Below are 16278 nucleotides of genomic sequence, written 5' to 3'. Positions count from 1 at the left end.
GGATGTTACTCGACAACCCACATCATCTGTGGCGAGTCACCGCTGTCGGTGTCCTGATCTACGTCCTTCTCGTCGGCGTACTCAGGGCGTCCGGCAAACGGACCCTGCGCTGAGCCGGGCGGTGACGCTGAGCCCGGCGGTGACGCTGAGCCGGGCGCGCCGGTAGTCAGGTAGCCGACTAGGTGGTGCCGCGCTGGAACGGTTTGGCCAGCGCTCTCGGTTCTCGGTGCTGGGTGGCGAAGACCAGCATGGCCAGCAGCGCCAACAGGTACGGCGCGGCGATGAGCAGCTGCGAGTTGATGGTCACCCCGAGCGCCGGCAGCGCCAGCCGCATCGCATCGGCGAGACCGAACACCGCACAGCCGACCATGGTCCGACCGAGCCGCCAGGCACCGAAGATCACCGCGGCGATCACCAGGTAGCCACGACCGGCGGTCATGTTCTGGTTGAACGAGCCGACCTCACCCACCGCCAGGTAGGCACCGCCGAGCCCGGCGAGCAGACCACAGAACAGCAGCGCCTGCCGGCGCCGGTGGTTGACCCGGATCCCGCTGACGTCGGCGGCCTGCGGGTTTTCCCCGACCGCCCGCAGCTCCAGGCCCCACCGGCTGCGCTCCACCAGCCACCAGGTGAGCGGTACCGCGATCAGCAGCAGGTACGCCGGCCAACGCTGTACGAACAGCATCGGTCCGATGATCGGGATGTCGCGCAGCACCGGGATGTCCACCCGCCACACCTGGTGCCCGGTGAAGCTGCTGATGGTGATCAGATAACTGGTCAGGCCGAGCACCAGGGCGTTGAGCACCAGACCGACGACGAACGTGTTGATCTGGGCCCGGTGCGACAGGTTGGCGTGCAGCACGGCGACCAGCACGCCGACGAGGGCACCGGCGGCCAGCCCGATGGTGGCGCTGCCGGTGGCGCTGGCCACGGCGATCGAGCCGAACGCCGCGCCGAGCATCATGCCCTCGACCGAGATGTTCAGCGTGCCGGCGCGCTGCGCCACGTACTCGCCGCAGGCGGCGAAGGCCAACGGGATGGTCAGCCGCGCCCCGCTGGACAGAATGGTGGCGATGTTGTCGGCGGCGCTCATGCCGGCCTGCCTTCCATGGTGGTCTTCTCGCTACCAGTCGACCCGCTACCAGTCGACCCGCTACCGGCCGCCGCCTCCGGGACGTCGATCGCCGGCACCTCGGTGCCGGGCGCCGCCGGCTCCCCCGTCGACGGGGTCGGGGTCGGCAGGCCACCGGTCGGCGGCGGAGTGCCCGCCGGTTCACCGCCGGCCCGCCGCCGGCGTAGCAGGGCGATCACCGCAGGCGGCGCCACGAACGCCAGCACCAGCAGCGCCTTGACCACGTCGACCAGGAACGACGGCACCCCGGTGGCGGCCAGAAAGCTGGATCCGGCGCGCAGCACGCCGAACAGCACCGCCACCGGAATGGCCAGCAGCGGATTGTTCCGGCCGACCAGGGCGACCAGCAGGCCGTCCCAGCCGAGGTTCAACGACATTCCCGGCTGCAGCCGGTGGCTGCCGATCGGGCTGGTCAGCAGCAGCGCGCCGGCCAGGCCGGCGAAGGCTCCCGAGATGGCCAGCGCCATCCCACCGAGGGCGCCGACCCGGACCCCGGCGTGCTGGGCGGTGACCGGGTTGAGCCCGAGCATCTTGAGCCGGAACCCCCACCGGGTCCGGGTCATCGCCAGGCTGATCGCCACCGCGATCAGGACGGCCAGGATCAGCCCTCCGTTGACCTGCAGGTTCGGGTACTCACCGAGGGAGGCGAGCCGGGCGTTCTCCGGCAGCGGGTTGGACTGTGGCGAGACCACCCCGGTGCCCAGCCGGGACTCCTGCAGCAGCCACGGGGTGTTGACCGCGAACGCCACCAACTGCTGGGCCAGGAAGGTCATCAGCAGCGTGCTGACCACCACGTTGACCCCTCGGAAGCGGTACATCAGCGCGCTCAGCCCGGCCCAGCCGCCGGCGGCGAGCAGCGCCGCGAGCAGCACGACGACCAGCAGCAACGGCCCGGGCAGGGCGAGTCGCAGGCCGACCCAGGCACCGGCCAGCGCCCCGATCAGCACCTGGCCCTCCTGGCCGATGTTGAAGAAGCCGGACCGGGCGCTGACGCAGGCACCGACCGCGACCAGCAGCAGCGGTGCGACGTAGAGCAGCGAGTTGCTCCAGGCTCGCGGGCTGGCCATGCTGCCCTGGTAGAGCGCCTGCACCGAGGCGCTCGGCGAGCCGCCGGTGACCGCGATCAGCAACGCGGACAGACCGAGGGCGACGGCGACCGTCACCACGGTCGCCGCGGTGACCTGCCGGCCGCCGGGGCCGGGGGTGAGCCGGGCCAGCAGCCGCCGGCCGGCCGGGTCCGCACCGGTCAACGTGGCCATCAGTGGCTCACCCCGCCGACCAGCATGCCGAGGCGTTCCGCGGTGGCCTCGGCGGGATCGAGCACGCCGACGATCCGACCCGAGGAGATCACCGCCACCCGGTCGGACAGGGCCATCACCTCTTCGAGTTCGGTGGAGATCAGCAAAACCGCCACCCCTTCCGCGGCGGCCTGCCGCAGCCGCACGTACATGTCTTCGATCGCGCCGACGTCCAGCCCGTGGGTGGGCTGGGCGGCGATCAGCACCCTCGGTCCGGCGGACAACTCCCGGGCCAGCACCACCCGCTGCTGGTTGCCGCCGGACAGGCTGCGCACCGGGGTGTCCGGGGACGGGGCGATGATGTTGAACTCGGTCATCCGCTGCCGGGCGATCTGCTGGATCCGTCGCCGGCTGAGCACCCCGCCGGCGCCGGAGACCCCGGCCAGCGACTTCATCACCAGGTTCTCGGCGATCGTCATGTCCAGCACCACGCCGGACCGGTGCCGGTCCTCGGGCACGATGCCGAGTCCGGCGGTGTGCAGCGCGCCGGCCCGGTCGAGGTCGACCGGCTCGCCACCGATCTCGACCGTGCCGGAGTCGGGCACCAGCAGCCCGGAAAGCAGATCACCGAGGGTGGCCTGGCCATTGCCTTCGACGCCGTACAGGCCGACGATTTCCCCCGGTGCGACGTCGAGGTTGAGGGCGTCGAGAATCCGCAGCTCACCGAGGAGCACGGTGACGTCGCGCAGCCGCAACGCCGGCGGGGAGCCGGCGGCCGGCTGGCCGCTGGCAGACGGCTGGTCGCCTGCTGGCTGGTCGCCGGAACGATCGACCGGCAGCATGCCCAGCGCGGCGCTCTCCGCCCGCAGCGACACCTCCCGACCGACCATCTGCCGGGCCAGCAGCTGCGGGGTGGTCTGCGCGGTCGGCCCGTGGAAGACCACCGCGCCCCGGCGCAGCACGGTGACCCGGTCGGTGGCCGCGATGATCTCGGCCAGCTTGTGGCTGATCAGGATGACCGCCCGGTTCTCCGCCTGCACCACCCGGCGCAGCACGGTGAACAGTTCGGCCGACTCGGCCTGGGTGAGCACCGACGTCGGTTCATCGAGGATCAGCACCGACGGGTCGCGGCGCAGACACTTGATCAGCTCGACCCGCTGCCGTTCCCCGGCGGAGAGCCGGTCCACCCGGGCCATCGGGTCGATCGGCAGGCCGTACCGCTGGGCGACCTGCTCGACCTGGGCGCAGGCCGCGCCCTTGTCGACCCGGCCGCTGTCGCCCATGATCACGTTTTCCCAGACGGTGAGTGGGTCGATCAGGCTGAAGTGCTGGTGCACCATGCCAAGCCCCAGATCGGCCGCCCGCTGCGGGGTGTCGATCTCGACCGGCTCGCCGTCGCGCAGGATGCTGCCGGCGTCCCGGTGCACCAGCCCGAGCAGGATCTTCATCAGGGTCGACTTGCCGGCCCCGTTCTCGCCGAGGAGGCCGTGGATCTCGCCGGGTCGGACGGCGAGATCCACGGCGTCGCAGGCGACGACCGGACCGTAGCGCTTGCTCACTCCGCGCAGGGTGAGCGCCGGCGCCGTGTGGCCGTCGGTGTGCACAGTCCGTTCCACCTCGATAGTCGGGTCAGCAAGTGGTTTCCGATGTGCGGTCGGTGGCGGGTCAGCCGCCGAGCCGCTCCACCTCGGCGGCGGTGTCGATGTTGCCCTCGGCCACGTCGGTGACGAAAGCCTCCATCCGCTCGGTCTGCTCCGCCGTCGGGTCGCAGATCTTGATCGCCGGGTACGGGTCGATACCGATCTGCCACACCTTGGTGGTGCCCATCTCCAGCTCGCCCTCGGCGAACAGGGTCAGCGCGGCGGCGAAGTAGGCACCCGGGTCGAAGATGACCGAGATGTCGAACTCCGGCTCGGTCGAGTCGCACCGGTCGGTGCCCGGGGTCAGGGTGATCGCGCCGCCCTCGTTGGCCAGTTCGGTTGCGGCGTCGGTGGCCCCACCGAGGTACGGGTAGACCACACTGACGCCCTGGTCGATCTGCGCCTGCACGGCCTCCCGGGCCTTTGCGGAGTCGTTGAAGTCACCGGTATAGGTGATCACCAGCTCGGCCTCGGGGACCACCATCCGGATCCCGGCCTTGAAAGCCCGGGCGGCGTTGATCGCGAAGTCGACCTCCATGCCGGTGACGAAGCCGGCCTTGGTGTCACCGTTCTCCTCCATCAGCAGACCGGTGGCGTATCCGGCGGCGAGCATGCTCTGGTTCGGGTCGTCGCTGGAAATGACGATCTCCGGGGTCTGCGGGATGTTCTCCGACGACGGCACGTACCAGGCAACGTTCTCGCAGGCCGGCTCCTCGGAGGCGGGGATGGCGTCCTTGAGCTCGGAAGCGCCCAGCGCCACCATGTCGACGCCCTGCTGGCACAGCGCCCGGGCCGAGCTGAGCGCCTCGGTCGGCGGCACCGAACCCCGCTTGATGACCTCCCAGCCCTGCTCGTTGGCGAACCGCTCGGCTTCGGCGACAAAGCTCTCGTAGTAGCCGTTGTCGTTGATGTCACCGGGGCTGAGCACCCCGATCAGCACCTTGCCGTCGCCGTTGACGTCCGGCTGGCCGGCGATGACGGTGCCGCCGCCCTCGGAGCCGGCGGGGTCCGGCGCGGTGGCGTCGTTGTCGGCGCAGCCGACCAGGGCGAGGCTGACGGCGCCGGCGAGCAGCGCCGCCGCACCCTTTCCGATCCTTATTGTCACAGCTGTTCCTTTCACCTTGGGGGCGTCGCGCCGGCCGGTCCGGTCCGGTGCGCGCGGTACTCGGTCGCCGGCACGACAGGCCAGCGATGCGGGATGTCGATGCCGGCCCGGCGGAGCAGGTCCGCGCCGCGCGCCGCGACCTCGGCCCGCAGGGCGTCGACGTCGACGGTGGTGATCCGTCGGTCCCGGACCACCGGCCGGCCGTCGACCAGTACGTCCCGCACGGTGTGGCTGGCCGCGCCCCAGACGAGCTGGGTGGCCAGGTCCCCGCGCGGGGTCCACGCGATGGTGCGGGTGTCCAGTACGACCAGGTCGGCGGCCTTGCCGACCTCGATCGAACCGGTCAGCCGCCCCAGCCCGACGGCGTCGGCGCCGTCGACGGTGGCCAGGGCGAAGATCTCGTCGGCGGGCAGCGGCTCGGCCGCGCCACGGTCGCGGTCCAGCCCGGCGAAGAGCCGGGCCGCCCGCCACACGTCCGGGGTGTCGCCGGCATTGTGCGAGTCGCAGCCCAACGCCAGCCGGCCACCGGCCCGCCGCAGCTCGGTGTGCCGGCCCGCCCGGGTGAAGCCCTGTCCGAGCCGCAGGTAGGCGCCGGGGCAGGAGGCGACAGAGGCACCGCTGCCGGCGAGCGCGTCGAGCTCGTCGTCATCGAGCCAGACGGCGTGCCCGAGCAGCAGGCGGGGGCCGAGCACACCGAGGTCACGCAGGTGCAACACGGGCCGGGGGCGGCCGGCGACGGCGTACCCGGCCGGGTCCTCGGCGCTGGGCGACAGGTGCCAGGTCATCGGCACGTCGAGTCGCTCGGCCAGCTCGGCGGCGCCGGTGAACAGCTCGTCGCTGACCAGATCGTGGCCGACCAGGGTGACCCAGCCGGTGACCAGCCGGTCGCCGGCCAGCGCGGTGACCGTCTCAGCCTGGGCGGCGAGGGTCTCGCCGGCCGGCATCGAGTACGGGGCATCGGCGGTGTCCCAGCCCCAGCGGCCGACCCGGCCCCGGATGCCGGCGGCGCGCAGCCCGGCAGCGACCCGCAGCGGATGCGCCACGGTGCCCGGTTCGAGCAGGGTGGTGACGCCGTAGCTGAGCGCCTCGACGGCGGTGAGGGTGGCCGAAAGTTCGTCGTCGTCGCCGGTGACGGCGGCGTGCAGCGGCACGATCCAGTCGAAGATCGCCTGCTGGGCGGGGACGTCGTCGGGGATGCTGCTGCGGATCAGCGGGTCGGCGGTGGTGTGCTGGTGGGCGTTGACCAGGCCGGGGACGACCAGGCAGCCGGCCGCGTCGAGCTCCGGGGTGTGCGGGTACGCGACCCGCAGCGCACCGGTCGGGCCGATGTCGGCGATCCGGCCGTCGACCACCGCGATCGCACCGCCGGTGACCACCTCCCGGCCGGGGGCCATGGTGACGATGTCGGCGTCGACGACCAGCAGGTCGGCGCGGGCGGTGCCGGGTCCGGAGTCGGCGGTCGGGGCCGCGAGCGTGGTCATGGCCGGATCAGGATCTTGCCGACGAGGTCACCGGACTCCAGCCGGGCGTACGCCGCAGGCAGGTCGGCGAGCGGATATTCGGCTCCTCGGACCGCCCGCAGCCCGCCAGCGAAGTACGCATCGAGCATGGCGGCGAAGTCGGCCGGGGCGTACGCGCCGGCGCCGAGCAGGCGCAGACCCTGGTGGTACACCTGGGCCAGCGACAGACTGACCTGGTCGCCGCTGGTGTTGCCGAGCAGCACCAGCCGGCCGCCGGTGCGCAGGCTGGCCAGGGAGCTGTGCCAGGTGGCCGCACCGACGTGGTCCAGCACCAGGTCGGCGCCGTGCCCGCCGGTGTGCTCCCGGACCCCGGCGGCGGTCCGGTCGTCCAGGTCGAGCGCCACGTCGGCGCCGAGGGAGACGGCTGCGGCCCGTTTGGCTTCGCTGCGGGCCACCGCGATCACCCAGGCGCCGCGGGCGCGGGCGAGCTGGATGGCGGCGATGCTGACCGCGCTGGTGGCTGCCTGGATCACCACGGATTCGCCGGGGTGCAGGGTGCCGACCCGGTGCAGGGCGTGCCAGGCGACGCTCCAGGCGGTGGGCAGTGCGGCGACGTCGGCGAGGTCGACGTGGTCGGGGACCCGGTGGGCCACGGCGGCCGGTACGGCGACGTACTCGGCGAAGCCGCCGGGTCGGTTGCCGCCGACGACGCGCAGCGTTCGGCAGTAGCCGGGGTTGCCGCCGACGCAGGCGGCGCAGTGCCCGCAGCCGATGGTGGGGTCGAGCACGACCCGGTCGCCGGTGCGCAGCGTGCCGACCTCGGCACCGGTGGCGACCACCTGCCCGGCGACGTCCATGCCGGCGACGTGCGGCAGCGTGAAGCCGGGGAGCAGGCCGGGCCCGCGCAGCTGGAGCAGGTCGAGACGGTTCAGCGCGGCGGCGGTGACGCCGACGACGACGTCGGCCGGGCCGGGCTCGGGGTCCGGCAGGGCGCGCGGCCGTACGACTTCGGGGCCACCGAAGTCGGTCTGAACCATCGCCCGCACCCTTACCTCCACCGGTCTACCAAACAATATGCCGTCTTGCATTGTGATCCGTGCTGCTTAGCGACGTACTCTGCCTGCGCTCCGGCAACCTGTCAACGCCTCGACCGAAACTGGCTCAGCTACGTAACGTGCCCGTGATCCAGGCCGGCACAACCGGGCGGAAGTCGCCATCGACCTGCGGTTATCCGCCGTCTGCGACGACGATCAGCAGCTCCCGCGCGACCAGCGCGGTACGCAGCACCGCAGCAGTCGACGGATGCAAAGGATCCACCCCCAGTAGCCGCTTGATCAGACCCACCCGGTAGCCGACGGAGTTACGGTGCAGATGTAGTTGTTCACTCACAGCTTGCCTGCTCCCACCGGTCGCCAGCCAGTGGTCCAGGGTGCGGAGCAGGTCGTCGCGCTGCGCGATCGGCCCCAGGTGCCGGTCCACGTACCAGCGCAGCCGGTCCGGCGGCACGGCCAGCAGCAGCTGCGCCAGACCAGCCCGCTCGAACGGCAGCTCGGCCGGCTCCGCAGCCGCCGGACTGTTGCGCAGCAGCAGCCGCAGCAGCAGCCGGGCGTCCCGGAACGAGTCCGGGGTCGCGGCCGGGCCGGTCACCGACCGGCCGCCGGCCACCCGGACCTGGCCGGCACCGACGATCTGTTCCAACCGGCCGCGCAGCCGGACCACCTCCCGCTCGGCGTCACCCTGCAGCAGGGTCCAGCCCAGCCCTCCGTCGGCCAGCACCGGCCGGTCCAGCCAGGTCAACGCGGACGCCCACCGGCGCCGCTGGGTGCCGGTGTAGCCGAGCGCCACGGCCGCGTGCGGTTGGTCCAGCCGCCACCGGTACGCCGCCGCGGCCCGCACCAGGTCCGCCTGGCCGGCCGGGGACCGGTCACCGGTGCCGTCGCGCAGCGCCCGCAGCAGCCCGTCAGCGCCCACCGGCGGTGGCGGCTGCGGCGGCTCCCGACGTACCGCCTCGATGAGCAGTGCGGTGACCGCGGCCCGGGCGTAGTCGAGCTGGCCGGCCCCGACCGGCTCGGCCAGCAGCAGGGCACCGAGCCGACGGCTGCCGGACCCGACCGGCACCGACCGGCCGAGCCAGCCGTCGACGCAGCGCACCCGGTCGCCGCGTAGCTCGACCGGGTCGGCGACCGCGCTGCCGCTGGTGCTGTCGCTGGTGGCCAGCAGCTCGCCGGTCTCGGCGACCAGCCGGCAGTCCCGGCCGATGGCCTCGGCCAGCCGGGCCAGCAGCACCGGCCAGCCAGCACCGCCGAACGCGAGGTCGGTCAGCCACTGGGCGAACTGGGCCGGCGTCGGTTCGGCAGCCACGGCCAGCCGGGGCCGGACGGCCGGCACCGGACGGTCGGCCGCCCCGGTCACGTCGGCGATCGATCGAGCAGCCGGACCGCGACGGCCTTCTCCTGGGTGTACTCGCGCAGCGCCGCGTACCCGCCGCCCCGGCTGAACCCACTCTCCTTCTGCATGTTGAACGGGAACCCGATCACCCCGGCGTCGTGGAACTGGTTGACCGCCACCTGACCGCTGCGGGCCTGGCCGGCCACCCGCAACGCCCGGGACACGTCGGAGGTCCAGACGCAGGTGAGCAGGCCGAAGTCGGTGCCGTTCATGATCGACACCGCTTCCTCGGTGCTCCGAAACCCCTGCACGGCCAGGACCGGGCCGAAAATCTCCTCGCGAGCCAGCCGCATCGTCTCGTCGACGCCGTCGAACACGGTCGGGGCCACGTACCAGCCGTCGCCGAACGCGGCCGTGGCCGGCTCCCCGCCGGTGACCAGCCGCGCCCCGGAGCCCGGCGCCTCGGCCAGGAACCCCCGGACCCGCTCGTACTGGGCCTGGCTGACCAGTGGGCCCATGTCCAGGTCCTGTTCCCACGACCCGACCCGGACCTCGGCCATCGCGGCGGCCACCCGCTCGACCACCTCCGCCCGGATCGACTCCTCGACCACCAGCCGGGAGCCGGCGTAGCAGTTCTGGCCGGCGTTCTCGGTGATCGAGGCGACGATCGCCGGTACGGCGGTGTCCAGGTCCGCGTCGGCGAAGACCACGTTCGGCGACTTGCCGCCGAGTTCGAGTTTCACCGGGACCAGGTGCTCGGCGGCGGCCCGCATCACCGCCCGGCCGGTGACGGTCGAACCGACGAAACTGATGTGGTCGACGTCCGGATGGCCGGTCAGCGCCACGCCGGCCTCCGGGCCGAGCCCGGTCACCACGTTGAGCACCCCGGGCGGCAGCCCGGCCCGCCGGGCCAGCTCGGCCAGGGCGAACGGGGCGAGCGGGGCGATCTCGGACGGCTTGAGCACCACGGTGTTGCCGGCGGCCAGCGCCGGGGCGACGTTCGCGGCGGTGAGCACGGCCGGCACGTTCCACGGGATCACCACCGCGCAGACGCCGTACGGCTCCGGGCGGGTGTAACCGAAGTAGTCAGGGGTACGGGTGGGCAGGGTGACCCCGGTCAGCTTGTCGGCCGCGCCGGCGAAGTAGTCGACGATGCCCTGCGCGATGTAGATGTTGAGCCGGCCGCCGGAGCGGGGTTTGCCCACGTCACGGGCCTCATAGACGGCAAGTTCCTCGACGTGGGCGGCGATCAGGTCGGCCCACCGGCGCAACGCCGCGCCGCGTTCGCTCGGCGAGGTCGCGGCCCAGCCGGGGGCGGCCCGGCGGGCGGCGGCGACGGCACGGTCCACGTCGACGGCGCGGGCCCGGGCGACCGGCTGGATGCTCTGCCGGGTCGCCGGGTCGAGCACCGGAAGTTCGCCACCGTCGGCGGCTGCCTCCCAGGCACCGTCGATCAGCTGGCGGGCAGCGGGAATGTCCAGGTCAGCCATGGTGGAATCCTTGACCCTCCATGTTCCGCATGTCAAGATGCAGTCTCGCTTTGTGAGTACACCGGGAGGATTTGCGTGCGGGTCACGGCGGCGGTACTGGACAGCGCGGGTGGACCGTTCACCCTGCAGGAGCTCGACCTGGCCGGACCCGGCCCGGACGAGGTGCTGGTACGCGTACACAGCGTCGGTATCTGCGGCACCGACCTGGAGTTCGCCAACTTCTTCCCCACCCCGGCGGTGCTCGGCCACGAGGGTGCCGGCGTGGTCGAGCAGGTCGGCGAGCGGGTCACCGGTGTCTCGGCCGGCGACCACGTGGCGATGAGCTTCACCTCGTGCGGCACCTGCCCGCTCTGTCTGACCGGCAGCCCGGCGTACTGCCGCAGCTTCGACGCGGTCAACTTCGCCGGCCGCCGCCCGGACGGCAGCAGCGCGCTGTCGCGCGACGGCGAACCGGTCAACGGGCACTTTCTCGGCCAGTCGTCGTTCGCCAGCCACGTGGTCGCCCCGGCCCGCGCCGTGGTGCCGATCAGCAAGGAGATCGACCTGCGGCTGGTCGGGCCGTTCGGCTGCGGCTTCGGCACCGGGGCCGGCGCGGTGCTCAAGGTGCTCCGCCCGCCGGTCGGGTCGTCGATCGTCGTCTTCGGTGCCGGCTCGGTCGGCGTGGCGGCGATCCTCGCCGCCCGGATCGCCGGCTGCACCACGATCGCCGCGGTCGACGTCAACGCCGACAAGCTGGACACGGCCCGGCTGCTCGGCGCCACCCACGGCGTCGACTCGCGCACCGGGGACGCGAAGGAGCTGCTCGCCGCGATCGCCCCGCACGGATTCGACTTCGCGATCGACGCCACCGGGCGCGAGGAGGTGCTGCGGACCGCGGTCGAGTCGCTCGGCCCGCTGGGTCGGTGCGGCGTCGTCGGGGTCGGCCCCAGCGAGCGGATGAGCTTCGACTGGCGCAGCATCCTCAACGGGCGCAGCGTCACCGGGATCATCGGCGGCGCCAGCCTGCCCCAGGTGTTCCTGCCGAAGTTGCTGGACCTGCACACCGCCGGCCGCTTCCCGGTGGACCGGCTGCTCAGCTACTACCCGTTCGAGCAGATCAACGAGGCGGTGGCGGCGGTACGCTCCGGCACCGTCGGCAAGGCCGTCCTGACGCTCTGACCCGAGCGTGTCCCATTGCGAAACGTTGTCTCGCCATGTGAGTGGGATTACCCTCGGCTCCAGACACCCAGTGGCGCGGCTGGGAAACACCGCGCGGCAGTCAGCACATGTGGAGCTCGCCCGCCATGACTGAATCTCGTATCGCGGGTCCGTCCGACCCGCATTCCGCGGCACCGTTCGACCACCACTCCGCCGAGTGCAACGCCGACCCGGTCGGCTACTACCGGGCGTACCGCGACAGATGTCCGGTCGGCCGGACCGACGCGCACGGTGGCTTCGTCTACACCACCCGGTACGCCGACGTGGTCCGCGTCGCCCGCGACGACGACACCTTCTCCTCGGCCCGCGCCGCCGCCGGTGGCGACGGCACCGCCATCGTCATCCCCCGCGGGCCGGGTCTGGAGCAGTACCCGATCGAGCTGGACCCGCCGGCCGCCGGCGACTACCGCGACCTGATCAACCCGCTGCTCACCCAGGACGCGGTCGCGAAACTCGCCCCGATGATCGCCCGGCACACCACCCGGATCATCGACGACTTCGTCACCGAAGGCTCGGTCGACTTCGTCCGTGACCTGACCAACCCGCTGCCGGCCGCCGTCACCCTGGACTGGCTCGGCTTTCCCGAAGCGGAATGGCCCAAGCTGGCCAAGCCGATCCACGACATCTTCGCCGCCCTGCCCGGCAGCGAACGCGCCATCCGGGGCGGCCAGGGCCTGGCGTACATGGACGAACGGATCCGGGAACTCATCCACGCCCGGCGCGCCGAACCGGCCGACGACGCGGTCAGCTACCTGGTCGCCCAGCGCCGACCCGACGGCGAACTGTTCGGCGTCGACGAACTGGTCTCCGTCATCGGCCTGCTGATCGCCGGCGGGGTCGACACCACCACCTCGCTGACCGGCTCCACCCTGGTGCACCTGAGTCGCCACCCGGAACAGCGGCAACGGCTGATCGACTCACCCGACCTGCTCGACGGCGCCACCGAGGAGTTCCTGCGGGTCTTCGCGCCGTCCCAGTCGATGGCCCGTACCGCCCGCGCCGACGCCGAGGTCGGCGGCTGCCCGGTCAGCGCCGGCGAACGGATCCTGATCCCCTGGGTCGCCGCCAACCACGACCCGGCGGTCTTCCCCGAGCCGGAGCAGGTCCGGCTGGACCGCGACGCCACCCGGCACCTCAGTTTCGGCATCGGCAGCCACCGGTGCGCCGGCGCCCACCTGGCCCGGCTGATGTTCCGCGAAATGATCACCCAGGTGCTGACCCGGCTGCCGGACTACCGGGTCGTCGAAGACGGCCTCGTCGGCTACCCCACCAAGGGGAACCAGACCGGTTGGGACGCCATCCCGGCCGTGTTCACCTCCGGCCGCCGCGCCGCCGACGCGGCGGCCGGAGGTGCCCCGGCGCTCACCCGCCCCGGCGGCGACCGGGAACTGGTCGTCGGGGCGGTCACCCGGGCCGCCGACGAGGTGCTGGAGGTACGGCTGACCGCCGCCGACGGCGCACCGCTGCCGGCCTGGGCACCCGGCGCCCACCTGGAGGTGCGGCTGCCGTCCGGCCGGGTCCGGCAGTACTCGCTCTGCGGCGATCCCGCCGACACCAGCGGCTACCGGCTCGGCGTGCTGCGGGAGGCCGCCGGGCGCGGCGGCTCTGTCGAGCTGCACACCGTCGCCGCCGCCGGCGCGACCCTGACGGTACGCGGCCCGCGTAACCACTTCCCGCTGGTCGACGCCGACGAGTACCTCTTCCTGGCCGGCGGGATCGGGATCACCCCGATCCTCGCCATGGTCCGCGAAGCCGTCCGGCGCGGTACGCCGTACCGGGTCGTCTACGGCGGCCGCAGCCGGGCCTCGATGGCCTTCGCCGACGAACTGGGCGCCCTCGCCGGCGACCGGGCCGCGCTGCTACCGCAGGACGAGGCCGGGCTGCCCGACCTGGCCGGGCTGATCGGTGGCGTCGGCGACGGCACCGCCGTCTACTGCTGCGGACCCGGCGCGATGATCAACGCGGTGGAGCGGGTGTGTGCCGACGCCGGACGCACCGGGCAGCTGCACGTGGAGCGCTTCGCCGCTGGCGACGACCTGGAGGTGGCGTTCGACCCGGCGGCCAACACCGAGTTCGACGTCCAGTTGGCCCGCACCGGGGTCACCCTGCGGGTGCCGAAGGACAAGCGGATGATCGAGGTGCTGCGCGAGGCCGTACCCGGCCTGACCTACGACTGCGAGAAGGGCTACTGCGGGGCCTGCGAGACCCGGGTGCTGGCCGGCACGCCGGAGCACCGCGACTCGCTGCTCACCGCCGACGAACGGGCCGCCGGGCGCAGCATGATGATCTGCGTCGGCCGGTGCAGCTCCGACCGCCTGGTGCTCGACCTCTGACCGCAGTGGTACGACGAAGGGCGGGACCGGTCGACCGGTCCCGCCCTTCTGCCATGTCACCGGCGCCGGTCAGCTGAATGCGGGCGGCCCGCTGCGCTACGACTTTGGAGCGCGGCGGGCCGTCCACGTACCGGGAGTGGTCAGTTACCCCACTCAATGTTCACCTCGGCCGCCTCGGCGATCTGGAACCGGCCGCCCGGGACCACGTCCGCCGCGCCCCGGTCGCTGACGACGTTCTTGCCGAAGCCGTCCACCAGGGGGCGGCCGACGTCGCGCTTGAGCCACAGCCGCAGCAGGTGACGGCGACGCTCCGGCTCGGGGTAGTCGACGTAGCCGGTCCGCGAGTGCAGGGCGGCGTAGTTCAGCAGCCACTGCACGTCGCCGGGCTGGAAGTTCATGTCCAGCGCCAGGCCCGGCTCCTGGGAGATCTCGTCGTAGAGGTGCAGCAGCTCGATCTGCGCCTCGGTGAGTCGGGGCACCTCGGGGTAGTCCTGCGCCGAGAAGATCATCGAGCTGCCGGCGTAGGTGCTGAAGATGCCGTCGACGTAGCTGCAGATCGGCGACAGGTAGGTCTTCGCCGGGGCGTCGTGGTCCTGCTTGTACCAGTCCCAGTGCCACGGCTCGAACAGCAGCGGCGCCAGGTCCGGCCGGCGGCGCAGGATCTCGTTGTAGATGGTGGTACCGCTGACCAGGCTGCTCGCCCCGCCCTCCTTCGCCGCGCGCAGGCACATCAGCGCGACGACGTCGGAGCTGTCGGAGTGGAACGGCAGCCGGTCACGCACCCGCGACGGCAGCGCCGACGGGTCGTCGAGGGTCTTGTTGGAGGTGGCGATGACGTGGTCGAGCACGTCACCCATCTGGTTCTGCCCCATCGGTACGCCGAGGTGCAGCCCCATCAGGAAGAAGATCGCTCCGGCGAGGGTGTCGCCGTACTCCTCGGTGCGCAGCCCGCGGACCAAGATGAAGCCGCGGCCGGAGTCCATCTGCTGGGCACATTCGGCGTTGAGGCCGGCGCAGACCGGCAGCGGGTAGTCGGCAGCGGTGACCGTACGCAGGTCGGGGTCGTCGGCGACGAACTTGCGCCCGACGGTCTCCAACTCGGTCCGCTCGGCGTCGCTGAGGTGGTAGATCCATTCGGTGGACTTGCTCAGCTCGTCGCCGCGCCAGGCGGACGGGCCGGAGATCGGGGCCAGGTCGATTGCGGTCGTCATGATGATGCGCTCCGAGGGTCGTCGGTTCTGATGGATGAGTCGGCCGGTGTCCCGGATGCGACGCGCGGTGGCGTGCGCGGACCGGTTCGGTCAGGACAGGTGTGGCGAGCCCGCCGTGTCGCCCGGCGTGTCAGGTGCCGGGGTGCGACAGACGGGCGTACTCGACAATCAGAACGGGGTCTGCGGATCCCCGGCGGCGGTCCCGGGGCGCATGCCCTCACGCGGCGGGTGGACCCGCAGCGGCTCCTCGTAACCGCGCACCAGCAATCCAGCACCTTGCGGAACTCGGATCATGGCGTTCTCCTGCGGCTGGGTGGTCGTGTCCGCCAGCCTAGGCCAGCACAAGTCGACCGTCAACAGAGACGCCGTCTCGCAATACGATCATTCCCGGGGCTCTCGGTAGGGGTACCGACTAACGGAGCGCTCGGTCGAGCAGGTTGGCAAGCGTGTCGGCGGCCCCGGCCGCGTCGAAGCCGGGGTCGGCGAGGCGCTGCGCCACGATCGCGTCGATCGCCCCGTTGACGATGACGGCCGTACCACGGGAATCGACGTCGGCGCGGTAGTCGCCGGCCGCCGTCGCCGCGTCGATCAACCCCGCGACCGCCGCCCGGCGACCCTCGTCGTCCGGGCTGTCGGTGATCCCGGCGTCGGCGGTGATCGCCTCGATGATCATGCGAGCGTGATCGGGACGGGCGTCGAGGTGGCCGACCAGCGCCCGGATGTACGCGTACAGCGCGGCGGCACCCGACTGGTCGGCGACGGCCGCGCCGACCGCAGTGGTGAGCGCGTCGATCACCGTCTGGTAGGCGGCCCGGAGCACGGCGTCCTTGGTCGGGAAGTGGTAGAGCACGGCCGCCTTGGAGACCTCGGCGGCCTCGGCGATCCGGGCCAGCGAGGCCCCTCGGTACCCGTGCTCGGCAACGAGGTCGATGGTCACCTGGACGAACTGCGCCCGCCGCGCCCGCTCGGTGATCGTCAGCGGCTTGCCTGCCAGGTCCGGGCCGGTCGATGACATGAGTCCGAGCCTACCTGTCGGGCAGAAATTCCACCGCGTGGTTAGACTTCTGACCGTACGGTAGATCGA

At 72.3% G+C, this 16278-nt stretch carries 13 protein-coding genes; 2 read left to right on the top strand and 11 right to left on the bottom strand.

Features of this window, described 5'->3' with window-relative positions; genetic code table 11:
• Positions 1-178: 178 nt before the first annotated feature.
• The 8 genes from O7543_RS28090 to O7543_RS28055 all read right to left on the bottom strand — a co-directional run bounded on the left by O7543_RS28090 (position 179) and on the right by O7543_RS28055 (position 10453).
• Positions 179-1093 (bottom strand): ABC transporter permease, encoded by a 915-nt coding sequence (locus O7543_RS28090; protein WP_281551099.1) that lies wholly within the window; start codon positions 1091-1093, stop codon positions 179-181.
• A complete protein-coding gene (locus O7543_RS28085; RefSeq protein ID WP_281551100.1) occupies positions 1090-2391 on the bottom strand; it encodes an ABC transporter permease in 1302 nt (433 codons plus the stop codon). Before O7543_RS28085 ends, O7543_RS28090 begins: the two co-directional genes overlap by 4 nt.
• The gene (locus O7543_RS28080; protein WP_281551101.1) at positions 2391-3986 is read right to left on the bottom strand and encodes an ABC transporter ATP-binding protein; all 1596 of its coding nucleotides are present in this window, start codon (positions 3984-3986) and stop codon (positions 2391-2393) included. The genes O7543_RS28085 and O7543_RS28080 overlap by 1 nt, the downstream gene beginning before the upstream one ends.
• A gap of 49 nt (positions 3987-4035) precedes the next feature.
• Positions 4036-5115 carry a BMP family ABC transporter substrate-binding protein gene (locus tag O7543_RS28075; RefSeq protein WP_233606006.1) on the bottom strand — a complete coding sequence of 360 codons (1080 nt, stop codon included), beginning with the start codon at positions 5113-5115 and terminating at the stop codon, positions 4036-4038.
• Between the two features lie 11 nt (positions 5116-5126).
• Entirely contained in the window at positions 5127-6596 is a 1470-nt protein-coding gene (locus O7543_RS28070; protein ID WP_281551102.1) for an amidohydrolase family protein, read from the bottom strand.
• Positions 6593-7612 (bottom strand): zinc-binding dehydrogenase, encoded by a 1020-nt coding sequence (locus O7543_RS28065; protein WP_281551103.1) that lies wholly within the window; start codon positions 7610-7612, stop codon positions 6593-6595. Before O7543_RS28065 ends, O7543_RS28070 begins: the two co-directional genes overlap by 4 nt.
• A gap of 190 nt (positions 7613-7802) precedes the next feature.
• Entirely contained in the window at positions 7803-8987 is a 1185-nt protein-coding gene (locus tag O7543_RS28060; protein ID WP_281551104.1) for a helix-turn-helix domain-containing protein, read from the bottom strand.
• Positions 8984-10453: an aldehyde dehydrogenase family protein gene (locus tag O7543_RS28055; RefSeq protein ID WP_281551105.1), complete on the bottom strand. Its 1470-nt coding sequence runs from the start codon at positions 10451-10453 to the stop codon at positions 8984-8986. Before O7543_RS28055 ends, O7543_RS28060 begins: the two co-directional genes overlap by 4 nt.
• 75 nt (positions 10454-10528) lie before the next feature.
• Here O7543_RS28055 and O7543_RS28050 point away from each other — a divergent pair, with 75 nt between their 5' ends.
• Together O7543_RS28050 and O7543_RS28045 are read left to right on the top strand one after the other, a co-directional pair.
• On the top strand, positions 10529-11611 hold the full coding sequence (locus O7543_RS28050) for an NAD(P)-dependent alcohol dehydrogenase (protein ID WP_281551106.1): 1083 nt from the start codon (positions 10529-10531) through the stop codon (positions 11609-11611).
• Positions 11612-11736: 125 nt separating this feature from the next.
• A complete protein-coding gene (locus tag O7543_RS28045; protein WP_281551107.1) occupies positions 11737-13983 on the top strand; it encodes a cytochrome P450 in 2247 nt (748 codons plus the stop codon).
• A gap of 140 nt (positions 13984-14123) precedes the next feature.
• Here the strand turns inward: O7543_RS28045 and O7543_RS28040 are convergent, their stop codons facing one another.
• The 3 genes from O7543_RS28040 to O7543_RS28030 all read right to left on the bottom strand — a co-directional run bounded on the left by O7543_RS28040 (position 14124) and on the right by O7543_RS28030 (position 16209).
• Positions 14124-15194: a TauD/TfdA family dioxygenase gene (locus O7543_RS28040; protein WP_281551108.1), complete on the bottom strand. Its 1071-nt coding sequence runs from the start codon at positions 15192-15194 to the stop codon at positions 14124-14126.
• Positions 15195-15362: 168 nt separating this feature from the next.
• A complete protein-coding gene (locus O7543_RS28035; protein ID WP_255500449.1) occupies positions 15363-15488 on the bottom strand; it encodes a hypothetical protein in 126 nt (41 codons plus the stop codon).
• Positions 15489-15606: 118 nt separating this feature from the next.
• Positions 15607-16209 (bottom strand): TetR/AcrR family transcriptional regulator, encoded by a 603-nt coding sequence (locus O7543_RS28030; protein ID WP_281551109.1) that lies wholly within the window; start codon positions 16207-16209, stop codon positions 15607-15609.
• Between the last annotated feature and the right edge of the window lie 69 nt (positions 16210-16278).

Origin of the sequence: Solwaraspora sp. WMMA2080, assembly GCF_027497395.1 — a bacterium.
Lineage (GTDB): Bacteria > Actinomycetota > Actinomycetes > Mycobacteriales > Micromonosporaceae > Micromonospora_E.
The sequence above is the reverse complement of the archived record's forward strand: the minus strand, read 5'-3'. Positions and strand labels throughout refer to the sequence as shown.

What these genes read in the sequence shown, in the direction of transcription:
- O7543_RS28085 (WP_281551100.1), bottom strand. Translation starts at nt 2,391, where the DNA reads ATGGCCACGTTGACCGGTGCGGACCCGGCCGGCCGGCGGCTGCTGGCC.
- O7543_RS28065 (WP_281551103.1), bottom strand. Translation starts at nt 7,612, where the DNA reads ATGGTTCAGACCGACTTCGGTGGCCCCGAAGTCGTACGGCCGCGCGCC.
- O7543_RS28045 (WP_281551107.1), top strand. Translation starts at nt 11,737, where the DNA reads ATGACTGAATCTCGTATCGCGGGTCCGTCCGACCCGCATTCCGCGGCA.
- O7543_RS28035 (WP_255500449.1), bottom strand. Translation starts at nt 15,488, where the DNA reads ATGATCCGAGTTCCGCAAGGTGCTGGATTGCTGGTGCGCGGTTACGAG.
- O7543_RS28055 (WP_281551105.1), bottom strand. Translation starts at nt 10,453, where the DNA reads ATGGCTGACCTGGACATTCCCGCTGCCCGCCAGCTGATCGACGGTGCC.
- O7543_RS28090 (WP_281551099.1), bottom strand. Translation starts at nt 1,093, where the DNA reads ATGAGCGCCGCCGACAACATCGCCACCATTCTGTCCAGCGGGGCGCGG.
- O7543_RS28070 (WP_281551102.1), bottom strand. Translation starts at nt 6,596, where the DNA reads ATGACCACGCTCGCGGCCCCGACCGCCGACTCCGGACCCGGCACCGCC.
- O7543_RS28040 (WP_281551108.1), bottom strand. Translation starts at nt 15,194, where the DNA reads ATGACGACCGCAATCGACCTGGCCCCGATCTCCGGCCCGTCCGCCTGG.
- O7543_RS28030 (WP_281551109.1), bottom strand. Translation starts at nt 16,209, where the DNA reads ATGTCATCGACCGGCCCGGACCTGGCAGGCAAGCCGCTGACGATCACC.